General features: G+C 42.5%; 16 protein-coding genes. 3 read left to right on the top strand and 13 right to left on the bottom strand.

Annotated elements, in window-relative coordinates; all coding sequences use genetic code 11:
- Positions 1 to 71: 71 nt before the first annotated feature.
- Together RP262_RS04395 and RP262_RS04390 are read right to left on the bottom strand one after the other, a co-directional pair.
- Positions 72 to 1,109, bottom strand: coding sequence for a zinc-binding dehydrogenase (locus RP262_RS04395; RefSeq protein WP_311154430.1), 1,038 nt, complete (start codon positions 1,107 to 1,109; stop codon positions 72 to 74).
- Positions 1,110 to 1,289: 180 nt separating this feature from the next.
- Positions 1,290 to 1,760, bottom strand: a complete 471-nt coding sequence (locus tag RP262_RS04390; protein WP_101771242.1) for an SP_0198 family lipoprotein — start codon at positions 1,758 to 1,760, stop codon at positions 1,290 to 1,292.
- A gap of 234 nt (positions 1,761 to 1,994) precedes the next feature.
- On the opposite strand from RP262_RS04390, the gene RP262_RS04385 reads away from it, so the two are divergent.
- Positions 1,995 to 2,462 carry a GNAT family N-acetyltransferase gene (locus RP262_RS04385; protein WP_311154429.1) on the top strand — a complete coding sequence of 156 codons (468 nt, stop codon included), beginning with the start codon at positions 1,995 to 1,997 and terminating at the stop codon, positions 2,460 to 2,462.
- A gap of 132 nt (positions 2,463 to 2,594) precedes the next feature.
- Positions 2,595 to 3,740 carry a cobalamin-independent methionine synthase II family protein gene (locus RP262_RS04380; protein ID WP_311154428.1) on the top strand — a complete coding sequence of 382 codons (1,146 nt, stop codon included), beginning with the start codon at positions 2,595 to 2,597 and terminating at the stop codon, positions 3,738 to 3,740.
- A gap of 123 nt (positions 3,741 to 3,863) precedes the next feature.
- Here the strand turns inward: RP262_RS04380 and RP262_RS04375 are convergent, their stop codons facing one another.
- The 10 genes from RP262_RS04375 to RP262_RS04330 all read right to left on the bottom strand — a co-directional run bounded on the left by RP262_RS04375 (position 3,864) and on the right by RP262_RS04330 (position 14,680).
- On the bottom strand, positions 3,864 to 4,691 hold the full coding sequence (locus RP262_RS04375; protein ID WP_311154427.1) for an alpha/beta hydrolase: 828 nt from the start codon (positions 4,689 to 4,691) through the stop codon (positions 3,864 to 3,866).
- 144 nt (positions 4,692 to 4,835) lie between these two features.
- Positions 4,836 to 5,228, bottom strand: coding sequence for a YbgA family protein (locus RP262_RS04370; RefSeq protein WP_311154426.1), 393 nt, complete (start codon positions 5,226 to 5,228; stop codon positions 4,836 to 4,838).
- A gap of 171 nt (positions 5,229 to 5,399) precedes the next feature.
- Positions 5,400 to 7,805, bottom strand: coding sequence for a phenylalanine--tRNA ligase subunit beta (pheT, locus tag RP262_RS04365; RefSeq protein ID WP_311154425.1), 2,406 nt, complete (start codon positions 7,803 to 7,805; stop codon positions 5,400 to 5,402).
- 188 nt (positions 7,806 to 7,993) lie between these two features.
- Positions 7,994 to 8,503 (bottom strand): GNAT family N-acetyltransferase, encoded by a 510-nt coding sequence (locus RP262_RS04360; protein ID WP_311154424.1) that lies wholly within the window; start codon positions 8,501 to 8,503, stop codon positions 7,994 to 7,996.
- Between the two features lie 45 nt (positions 8,504 to 8,548).
- Entirely contained in the window at positions 8,549 to 9,598 is a 1,050-nt protein-coding gene (gene pheS / locus RP262_RS04355) for a phenylalanine--tRNA ligase subunit alpha (RefSeq protein ID WP_002904274.1), read from the bottom strand.
- Positions 9,599 to 9,920: 322 nt separating this feature from the next.
- Positions 9,921 to 10,928, bottom strand: a complete 1,008-nt coding sequence (gene trpX / locus RP262_RS04350) for a tryptophan ABC transporter substrate-binding protein (RefSeq protein ID WP_311154423.1) — start codon at positions 10,926 to 10,928, stop codon at positions 9,921 to 9,923.
- Positions 10,929 to 11,353: 425 nt separating this feature from the next.
- Entirely contained in the window at positions 11,354 to 12,538 is a 1,185-nt protein-coding gene (locus RP262_RS04345) for an ABC transporter permease subunit (protein ID WP_311154422.1), read from the bottom strand.
- Complete coding sequence (locus tag RP262_RS04340) at positions 12,522 to 13,406, bottom strand: ABC transporter ATP-binding protein (protein ID WP_125348493.1); 885 nt, start codon at positions 13,404 to 13,406, stop codon at positions 12,522 to 12,524. Before RP262_RS04340 ends, RP262_RS04345 begins: the two co-directional genes overlap by 17 nt.
- Positions 13,390 to 14,139, bottom strand: a complete 750-nt coding sequence (locus RP262_RS04335) for a beta-carotene 15,15'-monooxygenase (protein WP_125348494.1) — start codon at positions 14,137 to 14,139, stop codon at positions 13,390 to 13,392. The genes RP262_RS04340 and RP262_RS04335 overlap by 17 nt, the downstream gene beginning before the upstream one ends.
- Positions 14,120 to 14,680: an RNA polymerase sigma factor gene (locus RP262_RS04330; RefSeq protein WP_002904268.1), complete on the bottom strand. Its 561-nt coding sequence runs from the start codon at positions 14,678 to 14,680 to the stop codon at positions 14,120 to 14,122. Before RP262_RS04330 ends, RP262_RS04335 begins: the two co-directional genes overlap by 20 nt.
- Positions 14,681 to 14,838: 158 nt before the next feature.
- Between RP262_RS04330 and fbpA the strand changes: the two genes are divergently transcribed.
- Complete coding sequence (fbpA, locus tag RP262_RS04325; RefSeq protein ID WP_125348495.1) at positions 14,839 to 16,488, top strand: Rqc2 family fibronectin-binding protein FbpA; 1,650 nt, start codon at positions 14,839 to 14,841, stop codon at positions 16,486 to 16,488.
- Positions 16,489 to 16,675: 187 nt separating this feature from the next.
- Here the strand turns inward: fbpA and RP262_RS04320 are convergent.
- A partial coding sequence (locus RP262_RS04320; protein ID WP_399553054.1) for an Ig-like domain-containing protein occupies positions 16,676 to 18,852 on the bottom strand: 2,177 nt, incomplete at its 5' end.

The raw sequence follows: 18,852 nt of genomic DNA, 5'->3' as shown, positions 1-18,852 counted from the left end.
ATTTCCTTTCAAACAAAAACAGCCTACTGCCATCTTAAAGAGACCGCAGCAAGGCTGTTTTTCTTCTACATTTAATCAAAGACAATCATAGACTTAATGGTCTTGCGTTCATCCATGTCTTTATAAGCTTGATCAATATCTGCCAGTTTGTAGCTTGAAGTAAAGACGCGACCTGGATTAATATCACCATCAAGAACTGCCTTGAGCAAGATTTGCTTGTCGTAAGTCGTGACAGAGGCTGATCCGCCTGCCACTGTAATATTTTGAGCAAAGGTAGAACCGAGCGCTCGGTTATTGTAATGAGGAACACCGACGAAACCTAAACGTCCACCATTGTGAAGAACCCCAAGGGCTTGATCTACGGCTGCTTCAGTTCCGACACATTCCAGAGCTGCATCTGCCCCGCCACCTAGAATCTCACGAACCTTGGCAATTCCCTCTTCGCAACGTTCTGCAACAACAGCTGTCGCACCTGACTCTAAGGCCATCTTTTGTCGATCTTCGTGTCGGCTCATGAGAACGATTTGGGAAGCACCACGCATTTTAGCAGCAATCACAGCGCATTGTCCCACAGCTCCATCACCAATCACGACCACCTTATCACCAGGCTTAACATCTGCCACTCGCGCAGCATGATAGCCAGTCGGCATGACATCAGCCAATGTCAAGAGTGATTTGAGCATGCCTTCTGTATAATCAGAGGGCTGGCCCGGAATTTTGATAAGAGCCCAGTTAGCAAATTCGAAGCGCATATATTCTGCCTGCACCCCATTTGACCAGTTATTCCCAATATGAGAATCACAGGTGCCATCAAATCCTGCCCGACAAGCATCACATTGACCGCATCCATGAGTAAATGGAGCAATAACAAAATCGCCAGGTTTAACAGTCGTTACTGCATCCCCGATTTCTTCGACAATTCCAATCGCTTCATGCCCACTATTTTGATGGCCGGCTTCAATATCTGGACTGCGGTAGCGCCATAGGTCAGAGCCACAGACACAGGTCCGAACAATCCGAATAATAGCATCATCTGCCTCAATGATTTGCGGACGATCAATCTCAGTCAGTCCAACTTGACCTGCTTTTGTATAAACTGCCAATTTCATCGTTTCTTCTCCTTTGATATCTTTATAATAACTATTATACAACTTAGAGCACCCTTCAAGTCAAATTTTTGACATCATTTAAGATAAAATTCTTATAAAAAAGGAAACTCCTTTCTCAGAGTTTCCTAGTTTGATTCCCTCACTGCTCCTCCTGTTGTCCTGAGCAGAATGAGAAGCGCTTTACTGCTTGGTAAAGGTCAGAGTGTCTGGATCATCGTCCAATTCGTCCACAATCAGCTGATTGCCATTTTGGCGGTAACTTTTGACATCATCACCGACAATCAGTCTTTGATTAGCACTATCTACTTGTACCTGCTTGATTTCCTTACTGCCATCGACCTCGGTCTCAGTCCAGGTACCAGTCGTACCATTGATTTCTAGGACATGCTGGTCACCATCATGGTCGGTTGCTTGGTAGCGCCCGTCTAGATTCGTAGCCTGCCCTGCATTTGATGACGAAGAAGGCTGATTAGAGGAAGATGCGGCTGATGACTGCGAAGTCTGATTTTGCGCAGATTGTGATGTCTGGCCTTGTGTATTCTGTGATGAACTAGTATTGCCTCCTTGGTTGGTATTGCCTGAGCAGGCAGCTAATAGGACTGCTGCTGTCAGAGATAGAATTCCGATAAAGCCTTTTTTTGTAATAGTCATATCGCTTTCTCCTTTTTCTACATTTGTAGTTTATACTTATATTCTACACTTGTCTGTTTCATTTGTCAAGAAAAAATAGTTTTAATTATAAGGAAAATACACCTTGCCGAAATGAATCGCTTTGACTGGATTTTTATATTCAGACGCCATTTGTTCTGCTAGTCTTTCCGAGCTCTCTTGACAAAATAGTTCCCTGTCGTATAATGATTCTATAAAAGATAAAAGGAGAAAATTATGCCAATCAGAAAAGCCCAAGTCAGCGATATTCCTGTACTACAAGGACTCCTCCAGCAAATTCTGCTTGTCCACCATCAAGCTCGGCCGGACATTTTCAAGGCCAAAGGAAGCAAGTTTAGCAATGAAGAACTAGAGAAGTTTCTTGACCAAGATTCCACCACTATTTTTGTCTTTGAGAATGAAACTGGAGACGTCCTGGGCCATCTCTTCTGCTCCATCAAGCAGCCTGTCAGTCCTGTACTCAATCCCATCAAGACACTTTTTATTGAGGACTTATGTGTGGATGAGAAAGCAAGAGGGCAAAAGGTTGGCGAGCAGCTTTACCGCTTTGCGGAAGACTATGCTCGGAAAATCGGCTGCTATAATCTGACTCTCAATGTTTGGAACGACAATGTTGGAGCCCTGCGTTTCTATGAGCGATTAGGGCTTCAGGCTCAGGAAACAGTGATGGAGAAGATTCTTTGATCTTGAAAGACAAATTTCAGGAAGCGCTAGCAATAGTTTTCGGCTATACTCTACCAGTATAATTAACTATTTTATTTGCTGAGGAATTTTCGATACAATAGACCGTAATCCCTAATGAAAGTGAGAAATCTTATGACAAAATCAAAATTTCAACTGGTTGGATCTCTTCTGCGCCCAGAAAATCTGCGCCAGTATAAAACAGAAATTGAGCACCGCGATGATATTCAATATCCCTTCTACGACAGCTTCCCAGGCTACCATGAGACGGAGACAGCAGACATCAAGGAGATTATCGCTGAGCAAAAGGCTAAGGGTATTGACATCCTGACGGATGGAGAATACTCCAAGTCTATGTGGCATCTGGACTTTGTCTGGGGACTTAAGGGAATCGAGCGCTACATTGCTGACCACGGCTATACCTTCAAGGACCACGACGGCGGGCAATACGAGACCCGCAAGGATATTGGTATCCGTATCACAGCACCACTATCTGGTAAAAACCATCACTTTATCGAGATTTATAAGCTAGTCAAGGAAGAGGCTGCTGGTGAAGATACTAAGCTGACTGTCTGGGGGCCTGCCCACGCTTATACTGAGTTAGCTGTCTTTGACCGCTTGGCTGGACCAGGACAAGTTTATGAGACCAATGAAGATTTGAAAAAAGGCTTGATTCAAGCCTATAAGGAATTTTTGGACGACTATAAGGCTGCTGGCGGACAGATTATCCAGTTTGACGACTGCCTCTGGGAGCTTTTTGATGAGTCCAATCCTGCTAGCTTTTTTGCGGAGGGCAATGCTAGTCTGGCTGACCTGGCAGACGAGTTTGTCGCCATCAACAATGAAGTCGTAGACTACGCTCATGAGCTTGGACTGACTGTCTGGACCCACAACTGCCGTGGTAACTACGAAAGCCGCTCTGCTGCCGAGGGTACCTACGAAGCTGTCGCGGAAAAATTCCTGCGCGACCAACACTATGATCGCTACTTCCTAGAGTGGGACAGCGATGTAGCTGGTGATGTATCAGCTCTAGCAGCTTTGAAAGACAAGGATGCTGAAGTTGTTTTAGGACTGCTCTCCAGTAAGACGACAGGCTTGGATGATGAAAAGCGTGTCCTAGACCTCCTCGAGAAAGCAGCAACCGTTCTACCGAAAGAGCGTCTCCTGCTCTCCCACCAATGCGGCTTCGCCTCTTGTGACTCTGGAAACGAACTCACCATTGAGCAACAATGGGCCAAAATAAAACAAGGCCAAGAAATCGCCCAGAAATTCTGGGGATAATAAGCAAAAAAGCGGTATGACCGCTTTTTTCTATGATTTTAAAATCAATTTGGGGCTGAATTAGATTTCTTTGATGAACTCCAGTTTCATCTACATCCGTTCAATATATTAAATCATGTAGTATCAGGAAAGTTCAATTCGCTTGAGCCAATTTTCAACCAAGGCCGTAAAGAGAGCCTCTTGATCTATCTGTGCATTGTGGCCAGCAAGATCCATTACAGCATGAGTTGCCCTTGGATAATAGCGAGACAGCTGGGCTAACTGCTGGAAGCCCACGACTTGATCCTGCTTTCCTGCTATAAAAAGGCTGGGCTTGTCATAGCCCTTTTCCTGTAGCTCTTGATCCACTTCAAACGAAAAAGAATAGTTTTCTTGCAGCTTTTGGACAAAGGGAGCATTCATCATCTGAAGCCCTGCTAGGATTTCTTTCTCAAAGCGTTGATAAGTTTCTTTAGTCTGTAAAATCGCTAAATCAACGAAATCTTCGCTTTTGCCTGCTATATCAAAACCTACCTCTCTAATTAGCAGGCTGTCTTTTGGAAGAATTCTTTCTTGCGGATTGGGTACAACTACTGGACAAATAAGTAGCAAACCATCAATCTCCGACCTTTTCTTAGCCAAAATTCCACGAGCAAGATAACCACCATAAGACTCTCCAGCTAAGAGAAAGCTGTGTCCGCCGATTACAGTTTCTATAAAGTTCAGGAGCATCTCTAAAATCGCATCCGTACTTGCAAAAGCAGGATTAGCATCAGACCTACCCATGCCAGGCAAATCTAAATAAATTCTTTTATAGCCAGCATGTTTCTCAAAAATAGGTTCCAAACATCCTTCCATCAATTCAGATGAACAGCCCAAACCATGAATTGCCAAGACTGGTTTTCCTTGACCAATCACTTTATAATATAATTTATTTCCCTGATAAGTAAAAAACATTTTTTCTCCAATCATACCTTAAAGACACGTTTTGCTCGAGGTGAAGCCCTTATCAAAAACAGTCAAAATAATATTGTTAGTAAGCCCAACAAATTATTCTTATCATCTACAACCCTCAAAGCTACTAAAGTAGTAATCTTTCCCCTTGATTTCAGAGCTTCATACCTCATCCCCAAATAACAAAGTGGAATTCTGCAGATAAGGATTAGGATACTTGACTAGCAGATCCCTTACAGCTCTTACCAAGTCTTTCTGCTCAGCCTTATTGGATTGGTAACGAAGCAAAAGATGCATAAAATCTTCTTTTTCAGTCGTACTGGCTTTTTTCTTAAAATAGCCCCAGATATGCTGAAAGGCATTGCTGACCTGACCGCGATTTTCAGGCAAGGCTACCGCCTGGTCAATCAAGTCTTGAACATGTGCTGCTTCCACCGAGTCACTTTTTAGATATTGGCGGATTTCCAGATAGATCTTACTGGAATGACTGAGAACCAGATATTTATTTCTAGCCCAAAGAGTCTGACATTGGGAGATTTGGTTTGAATTTTCCATGATTAATTTTCCTACTGATTTTCAATTTCGAATACTTCTCGTTTCGTCTACATCTTTGCTCGCATCCCAGTAATAAGTTTGCCGAGATAGAAAGCAAATCAACTATGATTAGAATAAGATTTCGAAGGGCATTAATCAAAATCCCCAATCACATGACTGGGGAATAGTTCATTAACGTACCTCTGCGCCGAGTTTTTCGGTCAGGGATTTTTCGATTTTTTCCATGTATTTAGCCACTTCTTCGTCAGTCAGGCTGGCTTCTGGATTTTGGAAAGTCAGGCTGTAGGCCATAGATTTGAGGCCAACCCCCAGCTTGTCACCAGAGAAGATATCAAAGAGCTTAATATCTGTCAAACGCTTAACACTAGCTGCTTGGATTGCATCAAGGACCTCTTGGTGAGTGATTTCAGCTTTGAGCAAGAGGGCCACGTCACGGCTGACAGCTGGGAATTTAGTGATTTCTGTAAATGGCTGTGCTGGCTGGAGCTGCTCTTCGATAGCAGACAGATTGAGCTCAGCCACATAAGTTTCAGGAATATCGTAAGCCTTGGCTGTCGCAGGATGGACTTGGCCGACAAAGCCGACAGGCTGTCCATTGATAGAGATCAAAGCAGTCCGACCAGGATGCAGGCTCTTAATCTGGCTGTTAGCCTCGTATTCAGCAGTCAAGCCCAACTTATCAAAGAGTGCTTCTACCACTCCTTTGGCATAGAAAAAATCAACTGCTACTGGCTTGGTCTGGAAATCTTTTTCATTAACCAGACCTGTCAAAGCAAAGGCAAAGCTATTGATTTCATTTGGCAGTTCTTCCTTAGGATTGCCGGTCTGCTCAAAGACTTTTCCAATCTCATAGAGGGCCAGATTCTTATTTTTACGAGCCACATTGTAGGCTAGGGAGTCCAAAATGCCAGAAACCATGTTCTGACGAAGAACAGAGCGCTCCACTGTCATCGGCCACATGAGCTCAGTCAGGTTACTAGGATTGAGAGTGAACTCAATCGCCTTTTCTGGCGTCGTCAAAGCATAGGTGATGATTTCTGTCAGTCCAGCTCCCTCTGCCAAGGTCCGTACTTGACGGCGCAGTTGCTGCGTTGCAGTCAATTCACCAGCAGTCCCGTCATCTTTTGGCAGGCTAGCTGGTAATTTGTCATAGCCGTAAATGCGGGCAATTTCTTCATAGAGATCCGCTTCAATTGAAATATCCCAGCGACGGCGAGGGACACTGACAGTGAACTGTTCAGCATTTCCTGACAAGCCAAAGCCAAGTCTGCGGAAGACATCCACAATATCTGTATAAAGTAAATCTGTTCCCAAAACTCGGTTGACATCCGCGAGACTGGACACCACTTCTACATCACTAGTGTCTAAGCTACCAGCAGATACGATACCAGCCTGAACAGTTGCACCTGCCAAGTCCGCAATCATACTTGCTGCCGCATCCAAAGCTTCATTGACAGTTGCTACATTGATGCCTTTTTCAAAGCGGGAAGATGATTCCGAGCGCAAGTTAAGTCTCCCGCTGGTTTTGCGAATTGATTTACCATCAAAGACTGCTGCCTCCAGAACAACACGAGTGGACTTACCAGAAATTTCAGTCGCTGCTCCGCCCATGACACCAGCCAAAGCCACTGGCTTATCTGCCACAGTAATGACTAGGTCGCTGACTTCCAGCTCCCGCTCTTCGCCGTCAAGTGTCACCAGTTTTTCACCAGCACGCGCTTCCCGCACAACAATCTGGTCACCCTCAAAAGTATCCAAATCAAAGGCATGCATAGGCTGACCAAAGTAGAGCAAGATGTAGTTGGTCACATCCACTACATTGTTAATCGGACGGATTCCTTCGTTCATGAGGAGATTTTGCAGCCACTGAGGACTTGGGGCAATGGTGACATTTTCCAAGATACGAGCCGCGTAATAAGGGGCTTTCTCTGTCTCAAGGGCTACTGAAAGACTGTCAGCCGCCTGCTTTTCATTTTCCACTAGCGGAAAATCTTTGAAATGTACTGACTTGTCATAGATTGCAGCCACTTCATGAGCCACCCCACGCATAGACAGAGCATCTGCCCGGTTTGGCGTGATAGAAAGCTCGATAATCTCATCGTCCAAGTCCAGATAAGAGAAGACTTCCTCACCCGGCACTGCTTCTTCAGGCAGGATTTGAATGCCGTCCGCAAATTCCTTTGGCACAACAGAATCAGAAATACCTAGCTCACCCAGAGAGCAGATCATACCCAGTGACTCCAATCCACGGATTTTTCCTTTTTTAATCTTATAATTGTCCGCAATGCGAGCACCTGGCAAAGCTACCATGACCTTGATGCCTTCACAGACATTCGGAGCACCACAGACAATCTGACGGTTCTCCTCTTCTCCGACATTGACTTGACAAACATGCAGGTGGGTATCAGGAACATCCTCACACGATACCACCTCGCCAACGACAATTTTTGACAGGCCAGCAGCTGGTGAAGTCACACCTTCTACTTCAATTCCTGTTGTTGACATTTTCTCAGCCAGCTCAGCGCTCGCCACATCAATGTCTACTAACTCTTTTAACCACTTATAACTTACTAGCATATTTAAGATACCAAGGGCGTCAAAAACGACTGAAAAACAGGAGATTAACTAAGCATTCGACGAATGATCGCAAATCTATCTTTTTTCGAGTTTTTAGCCCGGGTTCAATTCCTTTCTCTATTCTATCTCTGAGAAACTTGACCAACCAAATTTTAGGTTCTATTCATTTCCTCACTATATTTTGTCTTTTATTTCAATTTCTTGCGCAGTAGCCAGTCGGTATCTACTGTCTCGCCAGTGATATAGTCGTGCTGGCTGAATTTTTCAAAGCCGTATTTGAAGTAAAAATCTTGAGCTCTAAAATTCTTTTCCCAGACGCCCAGCCAGACCCAGTCAAAGCCTCGTTTCTCGGCTTCTTCTATGGCAAATTCAAACATTTCCTTGCCCAAGCCTTGACTATGATAAGCTTTCAAGACATAGATTCGCTGAACCTCAAAGGCCTGTGGCAGTTCTTGCTCCGTTTGAGCCTGTCCCCAATTAAGTTTGAGAAAACCAGCAATTTCACCGTTTCTGACAACAAAATAAGTCTCTGACTCAGGATCTTCCAGTTCCTTTTCGATAGTCGCAAGCGACAGCTCATTGTCAAAATAATGAGCCATATCAGCTTCCTTGATAAATGGACCAAAGGTTTCTTGATATGTTGCGACCTCCAACTCCCGCAGGAGGCTCGCTTCTTCTTTTTTGACTCTGACTAGCATACTGCACTCCTTTCTCAGAAAAGCTGCATCTATGAATACAGGTTTCTACTTAAACTGCTGAGAAAAACGAATATCTCCTTGGTAGAATCCACGAATATCATTGATACCGTAGCGGAGCATAGCTACCCGTTCTTGACCAAGACCAAAGGCAAATCCAGAGTATTTCTCTGCATCAATGCCGCTCATTTCCAGTACTCGTGGATGCACCATACCAGCTCCCATAATCTCAATCCAGCCAGTCTTCTTGCAGACATTACAGCCGGCTCCGCCACACTTGAAGCAGGAAACATCCACTTCAACAGACGGCTCTGTGAATGGGAAGTAAGACGGACGCAGACGGATACTACGATCTTGGCCGAACATCTTCTGGACAATTAGCTGCAGCGTTCCTTGCAGGTTTGCCATGGAAATATTTTCACCAACGACCAAGCCTTCAATCTGATGGAACTGGTGGGAGTGAGTCGCATCATCGGTATCCCGACGGAAAACGCGCCCTGGTGAGATCATCTTGAGTGGCCCTTTAGAAAAGTCATGAGCGTCCATAGCTCGCGCCTGTACCGGACTAGTGTGGGTTCTGAGCAGGATCTCCTCTGTAATGTAGAAAGTGTCCTGCATATCCCGTGCTGGGTGGTCCTTAGGCAGATTCATCCGCTCAAAGTTGTAATAGTCCTTTTCCACTTCAAAGCCATCCACGACCTGATAGCCCATCCCGATGAAGATATCTTCAATTTCTTCACTAGTTTGGCTAAGAATATGACGGTTCCCAACCGGAATCTGACGGCCAGGCAAGGTCACATCCAAGGATTCCTCAGCCAGTTTCAGAGCGACTAATTGCTCTTCCATCTCTTGTGCAGTCTTTTCAAAGGCCGCTGTCAGAATATCACGCGCTTCATTGACATGCTTCCCGATAATCGGCCGCATTTCAGCTGAAATATCTTTCATCCCTTTCAGGACTTCAGTCAGCGAACCCTTCTTACCTAAGACAGCTACACGCAAGTCCTGCAGTTCTTTTTGATTCTCAGCCTTGAGCTGCTTAAGAGAAGCTAAAGTCTCTTCACGCAGGCTTTTTAGTTGTTCTTCAATCGTTTTCGTCATTTTCCCTCCAAAATAAAAAGCGCGCCAATCTCCATAAGCGGAGCGTTGACACGCGGTACCATCCGTTTTTTATCTGGCAAGCCAGACCTTACTTATCAATCCTAGAGCAAGTGAATTCACCTAGCTTTCATCTAGAGAGCTTTCAGTCGATGGCTCCCCTCCCTGTTAAACTTCCCCTAGGTTACTGATCTTGCGGATTGCTATTTAGTTATATTTCATTCTAACAGATTTCTAAACATTTCGCAAGCTCAGTTAAAGAATTTACAAGAAGAGACCATCAAGAAAAAGAAGCCTGTCAAACAACAGACTTCCTTCCTTCTTTCTATTTAATCACTTGTCCTGCTTCTTTCAGAACATCTTCTGGTACAGTAATGCCAAGTTCTTTGGCATTTTTAGTATTGATTACAGATTTACCTGTGTCGAAAATATCTACTGCAGTGTCAGCAGGTTTAGCACCTTTAAGGACTTTAGCAGCCATTTTCCCAGTCGCAACACCTAGGTCATACTGGTCTACAACAACAGAGGCAAGGCCTCCTTCTTCTACCATGGCTGTCGCACTTGGATAAATTGGTTTCTTAGCTTCTTTATTGCTGGACACAACTGTCGCAAAAGCTGAAGCAATGGTATTGTCAATTGGAATCCATATAGCATCAACCTTGCCAGTCATGACATTCATGGTTGAAGCAATTTCATTGGTTGAAGGAACAGAGTATTCCTCTACCTTGTAGCCTGCCTCTTCAGCCAATTTTTTGAACTCTTCCACCTGAGCTTTGGAGTTGTCTTCGCTGCTAGAGTAGAGCGCACCGATAGTTTTTACATCTGGAGTCAATTTTTTAATCAGCTCTAGTTGTTGCTTAGCTGGATTACGGTCAGAGACACCCGTGATATTGCCCCCCGGCTTGTCCAGATTTTTCACTAGGTTTGCTCCAACTGGATCTGTGATAGCTCCCATGACAATAGGCTTGTCCTTAGTAGCTGCAGCCAGTCCTTGGGCAGATGGAGTCGCAATCCCAATCAGCACATCATTGTCATTGGAGACCAGCTGCTTGCTCATAGTAGAAACCTTACTCTGATCGCCCTCAGCATTCATAAAGTCAATCTTAATCTTGTCGCCTTTATAGCCTTCCTCAGCCAGACCATCCTGGATCCCTTTGTAAATCAAATCCAGCGAAGGGTGGCTAACATACTGTAGCACGCCAACCTTGACTGTTTGACTGTCGTCACCAGTCTTAGGGGCGTTGGTCTTTCCGCTCAAGCTAGAATAGACAATCCCACCGATTGCCAAAACGGCCAGAAGGCCTAAGATAGTGATTAATCGTTTGTTTTTCATGTTCTTTCTCCATTTCTATGTTTTATATTTTTTCTGTTTAATCCCTAGGGACGCCATCGTTTAAACATAGGCAATTCTCCTTGTTTTTTTATAATAAGCAACAAAAAACCTCACACAGGTATTCTGTGTGAGGGCGAAAATCGCGGTGCCACCTCAATTATGGAAAATAGCTAATATTCCCCATGTCTCTATCTTGTCATCAAACAAGCTGCACTGTAAGGTGTGCCCACCGAATTCTTATTGTTTCAAATTCATTTTATCAATTAGCCCAATTTCATAAAGATTTGCTGCTCATTTCCACCAACCACAAGCTCGCTAAAAACAAATTCATCTACTACTTTTCTAATTTCCTATATTTTAAGTTTTTCCTGAAAGGATGTCAAGACCTTTTTGAAAATTTTTATAAAATGTTCAGATTTGACTACTCAAGCAAATTTCCAATTTTTAGCATGGAAATAAGATATTATCTTCAATGCAAAAGCCAAACCGATTAGAAAACTAAAAACGAAGAGACTATTTATGATAAAATCTTGAAAAAAATATTCCTTATTCGAAGCAAACAGTCCTAATAGTTTTCCCACTGACTGCTGATTGATTGGAAAAAGATAAAGTAGTTTTTGAGCAAGTCCTTCTCGAAAAATCTGAGCTAAAAAATAAGGCAACAAATAAAGACTAATAGAAAATGACAAGACAGACAAAGGAGAGTTCAGCAGAGAGGACATCAATAATGTTACTCCCGCTGTAAAAAGAAGCCCTGTAAATTGTAAGCACAAAAACCAAAAGTAAACTTGTAGATGATTCCACTCCAATGGAAAACTGAATAACCTCAAATCTAAGTTAGTCTGAATACTAGAACTCCATCCACTAGTATCATACATACTAGAAAATACAAAATAAGTGACCATTTGGAAAACTATAAATAGTACAATAGTCAAGAGAAAAGCCACTCCAATCTTGGCTTTTATTAGTCTATCGCGTCCATATTTAGTTGTCAGCAATACTTGATTCATATTTTTTGCCTTATCGTCTGAAAAAATCAGAGAACAAACTAAAATGACTAGAAAAGAAACTAAAATGGAAACATTTCCCTGAACTTTATATAAATCAAGCCAAGGAGCATAATTACCAATTTTTAGAGGTTTACCAAACTCTTTAAAACCAAGGTCTTTAATGCTGCGTACTTCTATGTCTTCAATCGTCAGCATTTTTCCTTTTTTCACACGCTCCATCTGTTTTTCATAAAGATGACGAGCATCTTTGACGAATACGTTGCTTATCTGTTCTGTAAAGAGATAAAATGGGTGAAAAAGCCAAGGTTCTCCTTTTTCTTTCCAACTTCCATCATCAGAAAGTTCTCTCTCTTGAAATTTTTTGAGATCGTCTGCTATAATCCCTCGAATTTTATCATCTGTAAACTCCCCTCTATAACTCTGTTCAATATCTTTGGAATAGCCATGTGCAACATTATCTCTCGCTGCAAATTGATACTGAGAATAATGATAGCCTATGAAAAAAATACCAGCAAGTAGAAATAAACTTGCAACTAAACTTCCCAAAATCGTTTTGTTCTTTAAAATTTTTTGAAATTCAAATCTAGTAAGTGTCTTCATCCTGCATCTCCTCTCTAAAATAATAGAGATACAAATCTTCTAAAGTTGGGCTAACCAAGGAAGCCTTCGAGATTGGAGCTTGTTCAGAAACAATTCTCATCACGATATGTTGACCATCCTGGCGGCGATTGCTCACAAGAAAGGTCTCTTCTAATTTATTAGCCTTACATTCTGTTACTTCACATTCCCAAACCTTGTCAGATATTTCAGAAACTAATTGATTAACCGTTCCTCTATCTCGTAAACGCCCATTTTTTAAAATCAAAATTTCGTCAGCGATACTTTCGACATCTGATACAATATGGGTCGATAAAAGAATGATTTTTTCCTTTGATAAACTACTTAATAACTTTCGGAATTTAACCCGTTCTTTAGGATCTAGTCCAACTGTTGGCTCATCTAACACAAGGACTTGAGGATCGTTTAAGAGAGCTTGTGCAATTCCTAATCTCTGCTTCATTCCACCAGAAAGTTTTCTAATTTTTTTATTTTTGATAGCAGATAAGCCAACCAACTCTAATAATTCATCGCTTGTTGTAGAAGCATTTTTTCGACTCAACCCTTTTAAAGAGGCAATATAGAGTAGAAAATTTCTAGCAGTAAAGTCTCGATAATATCGAAAATCCTGAGGTAAAAAACCTAAAATATCTCTAAAATTTTCTGCTTGATTAACTATATTCTTTCCGTTAAAGAAAACAGCTCCCTGAGTAGGCTTCATGAGACCACAAATAATCCGAAAAAGCGTCGTCTTTCCTGAGCCATTCGAACCTAAAAGTCCGTAAAGTCCTGGTTTTAATGAAATGGAAACATAATCTAATACCAACTTGTTTCCATATTCTTTTTTAATGTTTTTAAGAGTGAGTTCCATTCCACATTCCTCCTGCTGTCAATTTTTTTAATTGTTTAAAGAACAAAAGTGCGAGAATCAAAAGAGACATTAAATAAGTTAGGAACCAATATATAACAGCCATACGATAAGGATTGAATAGATTCAAAGCTACAAATAGAATTGAAAGAGCCATACCCAAAACGAACCATGCACTACGATGATTGCCAGAATTTCTCCAACGAGAGAGAGAATAAAACAAAACAATACAAACAATATTATAGGGGACTAACAAATACAGTAACATACTAAAAAAAGAAAATCTGAAGAGTAAGTTTGTTAATATAGAAAAACTCAGAACAATCAGAAAATCAATGAAGCCAAAAATAAAGAGTTTCACTAATACATGCTGGCGTAAATCGTACTTGAAAGTTTGCTCTAATTCCCACATTCCAGATGTAAAACTTTTAAATAATTCTTCCATAAAGAAAAGTAGAGAGATTATTAGCAATCCTGTCAAATTTTTTATTAGAGTATAAACGAGACCGAGCGGATTGTTTAATATAACTAATAAACTGATTCCTAATACTGCGAACTGAATCAACCAAGTTTTTAAACTAATAAACCGAATAGTAAAAAGAGCGAATTCCAGATAAGAAATCCTCTTTTTCTGACTTTTCAGATGAGCAACACCGAGTAAAAGAATCTCTTTTTTTCTAGATTCATCAACTTCTAATTGATAATTTTTTAAACGTTCAATAACTTTTTTCGTCATAAGTAAATGCCTCTTTATCTAAGAACTTTGATAGTTTTACAAGCCCTTGATGAATTCGGGACTGTGCAGTTGGAACACCTACACCTGTAATCTTTGCTATATCCTTAACCTTTAAATCATGGTAATATCTCAAAATAATAGCCTCTCTTTGCGGATTTGACAACTGATTTAAGGCGTGTTGAATTACCTTATTTTCTTCGTTAACTACTAAATTTCTCATACCATCACTTTCGTGAGAAGATAAAACACTTTCGTTGAATTCAACTTTTTCTATTTCTTTCTTTTTATAATAGTTATTGCAATGATGAACAGCAATTGTGAAGAGATAATTGTAAAATTTCCCTGTAAAACGATAGTTTTTGATATTTTCTATCACTTTAAGAAAAATATCTTGCGTCAAATCTGCTGCTAACTGGACATTACCATAACATCTGCGTACACAGTAAAAATAGATAGAGTGATAATACTTCTCAATCACCCTTTCCCACGCATTTTGGTCTCCATTTTTTATCTTTTGAATTAAAATATAATCTTCAAACATTCTAGCTCCATCTATATTTAAATTCCTTCTCACTACTATATTAACAATTTTTATATAAAAATCATTTAATTTATTTAAAAATTTTTTTCAAAAAATTTAGAAGCTTTTGGCTTGGTTTTTTGTTATAATCTTCTTTAGCAACTTTCAAGGAGAAAAACATGTCTTTCGACGGATTTTTTTTACACCACATGACAGAGGAGCTGCGCCGCGAACTGCTGGGCGGCCGCATCCAGAAAATTAATCAGCCCTTTGAACAGGAGCTGGTTTTACAGATTCGCAGCAACCGCCAAAGCCACAAGCTGCTCCTATCAGCCCACTCGGTATTTGGGCGCGTCCAGCTGACAGATACCACGTTTGAAAATCCAGCTGTTCCCAATACCTTTATCATGGTGATGCGCAAATACCTGCAGGGCGCTGTTATTGAAGCAATCCAGCAAGTCGAGAATGACAGGATTTTGGAAATCAGCGTCTCCAATAAGAACGAAATCGGTGACAGCGTGGCTGTGACTCTGGTCATCGAAATCATGGGCAAGCACAGCAACATCATTCTCTTGGACAAGGCTAGCGGTAAGATTATTGAAGCCATCAAACATGTCGGATTTTCTCAAAATAGCTATCGAACGATCCTGCCGGGCTCAACCTATGTTGCACCACCTCAGACTGGCAGTCTCAATCCTTTCACTGTGGGTGATGAAAAGCTCTTTGAAATCTTACATACTGAAGACTTAGAGCCCAAACGCTTGCAGCAAATTTTTCAGGGATTGGGGCGGGATACAGCTACTGAACTCAGTGGCCGTCTGGCAGCTGACAAGCTCAAAACTTTCCGAGCATTTTTTTCTAGTCCGACTCAGCCTAGCCTGACCGAAAAATCCTTCTCTGCTCTGCTATTTTCCGACAGTAAGACCCAAATGTCCACGCTATCCGAGCTTTTGGACACTTTCTATAAGGACAAGGCTGAGCGAGATCGAGTCAACCAGCAGGCTAGCGAACTGATTCGTCGAGTAGAAAATGAGTTGGAAAAGAACCGAAAAAAACTGGTCAAGCAAGAGGAAGAACTTCTAGCAACGGAGAATGCAGAGGAATTCCGTCAAAAAGGGGAGCTCTTAACTACCTTTCTCCATCAGGTACCTAACGATCAGGACCAGGTTGAGTTGGATAATTACTATACAGGTGAGAAGATTATTATCTCGCTTGATAAGGCCCTAACCCCCAACCAAAATGCCCAGCGCTATTTCAAACGTTACCAGAAGCTCAAGGAAGCCGTCAAACATCTGACCAGCTTGATTGAGGAGACTCGGGCTACGATTCTCTACCTAGAGAGCGTGGAAACTGCCCTTGCTCAGGCCAGCCTGACTGAAATTGCAGAAATTCGGGAGGAACTAATCCAGACTGGCTTTATCCGCCGACGCCAAAGAGAGAAAATCCAGAAAAGACAGAAACCGGAGAAATATTTGGCAACAGATGGCCAAACTATTATCCTAGTTGGACGAAATAATCTACAAAATGACGAGCTGACGTTTAAGATGGCCAAGAAGGACGAGCTTTGGTTTCACGCCAAGGATATTCCAGGTAGTCATGTGGTGATTACTGGCAACCTCCAACCTAGCGATGAAGTCAAGACAGACGCTGCCGAGTTAGCAGCCTATTTTTCCAAAGCCAGACTCTCCAATCTGGTCCAAGTAGATATGATTGAGACTAGAAAGCTCAACAAACCAACCGGTGGAAAGCCAGGATTTGTCACCTATACGGGCCAGAAAACCTTGCGCGTCACACCAGATGAAGAGAAAATTAAAAGCATGAAGATATAAAGTTACCCTCTTTAACTATCAAACTGACTTAGGAGCAGGACGGTCATTAGCTAGCTGAAGCTTTCTATTCTTTCTATTAATTCCAACAATTTTTTGTTAAAAAAAACAGGTAGAACATAAGTTCTACCTATTTTTGAGCTTTTCCGAAATTCTTCTAGTTTATTAACGGAATTTCTTCAAGCCTATGTTAGTCTTCAGACTTTTTCTTTCTATTCTCTAAGCCAAGCAGTCCCAAACCTGATACTCCCGCAAGCAAGCTTGCTGCTAAGTATGAGGTTTCTTCTGTACCAGTCTTAGGAAGGGATTTTGCACCCGCACTCTTAGAAAGTGATGGCGGTGCAGGTGTAATCGTCCGCTCTGGCTGAACAGGATTTTCTGTCACAGTTGGAACGTAAACCGCTGAAATAGTTTGACCATTGCGGTCTTTGCGAATCACTGTCACACCATCAGCTTGACCGACAAAGCCCGTTTCTGGTACAAAGGTTACAGTGCCATCTGGCGCAATCGTGTAGGTACCTTGGCCTGGAACAACCTTTTCAGTACTTCCATCCTCGAAAGTTGGCGGAACAGTTGGATCCACATCGCCTTCAAAGATTGGTTTACCAGTCTGCGGCTGGCCTTTGAGACCGGTGCTGCCGGTATCTTCTGTGGCAGTGCTTCCCAAAACAGTTGGGGTATAGGTAGCCGTCACGGCATTGCCATAAATATCTGAACGCTTCACGACGACTCCACTGGCAGTTCCGACAAAATCAGCTTCCGGCACAAAGGTCACTGCTCCCAGCATATTGAAACGATAAGTTCCCTCACCTGGGACAACCTTTTCCGTGCTACCGTCCGCAAAGGTAGGTGCTACTGCCTGATCAATCGCCCCTTCAAAAGTTGGAGTGCCCGTTTGAGCTTGGCCCTTGCGGCCGCTAGATACACTATCCTTGCTAGTTGATGGTGCAACCACGGTCGGAATATAGCGAGCCGTCACTGAGGTGCCATTCTTATCGCGACGGACAAGAGTTACACCAGTACCCTGACCAAGGAAATCAGAATCTGGAGTGAAAGTGACTGTTCCATCTGGTGCGATAGTATAAGTTCCCTGACCCGGAATATTCTTTTCCTTGCTTCCGTCTTCGAAACTTGGTGCAATCGTCTCATCAATTGAAACCAGTGGATCACCTGCTTCGAAGACAGGTTTTCCAGTTTGAACATGGCCTTTGATATTTGTAGAGGAAGCATCTTTACCAGTTGGAGTTACCTTAACAAACTCTGGACTGTAAGTTGCAGTGACTGGAGTACCATTCTTGTCCACTCTCTTAACGGTAACTGAATCTGGTTTACCTACAAATTGCTTGTCTGGAGTGAAGGTCACTGAGCCATCTGGGGCAATCGTGTAAGTTCCTTGACCTGGAATCACTTTTTCCTTGTTGCCGTCTGCGAAGCTTGCCCCTACGGTTTCATCAATTGGAACTAGTGGGTCACCACCCGCAAAAATTGGGGTGCCAGTTTGTGGAACACCTTGAGGACCTGTGCTCGTTGCACTAGTACCAGTTGGAGTTACTTCTTTCACTACTGCTTGATATTTGACGGTTACTGGAGTTCCATTCGCATCAGTCCGAGTCAATTCGAGTTCCGGTGTTTCTCCCTTGAATTGTTTGTCTGGAGTGAAAGTAACCTTGCCGTCTGCATCCACTTCGAATTTTCCAACATTCGGCACTTCTTTGACAGAAGAACCATTGTCAAATAACGGAGTCGAACCAGCAGGGAATGGAACTGAATCGTGACCAGGGGTGAAGGTCACTTTACCTTCTTGAACTTGGCCTTGCAAGCCTTCTGTCTTAGTGCCAGTACCAGTCGGAGTTACCTTAGTATACTCTGGACTGTATGTCGCTATCACTGGTGTACCGTTCTTATCCACTCGCTTCACAGTGATTGGATCTGGTTTACCCACAAATTGCTTGTCTGGCGTGAAAGTCACTGCACCATCTGGAGCAATCGTGTAGGTTCCTTGACCTGGAATGGTCTTCTTCTTGCTTCCATCTTCAAAGGTCGGCTCAACGGTTTCATCAATTGGAACTAATGGATCACCACCTTGGAAAGTTGGTGTACCAGTTTGTGGAACACCTTGAGGACCAGTGCTAGTCGCATTGGTGCCAGTTGGAATCACTTCTTTCACTACTGCTTGATATTTGACGGTGATAGGAGTACCGTTGGCATCCACACGAGTTAATTCGAGTTCCGGTGTTTCACCCTTGAATTGTTTGTCTGGAGTAAAGGTCACCTTACCATCTGCATCCACTTCGAACTTACCAACATTTGGTACTTCTTTGACAGAAGAACCATTGTCAAATAACGGAGTCGAACCAGCAGGGAATG

It is taken from the genome of uncultured Streptococcus sp. (assembly GCF_963456385.1).
In the GTDB taxonomy this organism is placed as follows: Bacteria; Bacillota; Bacilli; order Lactobacillales; family Streptococcaceae; genus Streptococcus.
Note: the sequence above shows the minus strand (reverse complement) of the source record. Positions and strands in the feature narration are given on the sequence as shown.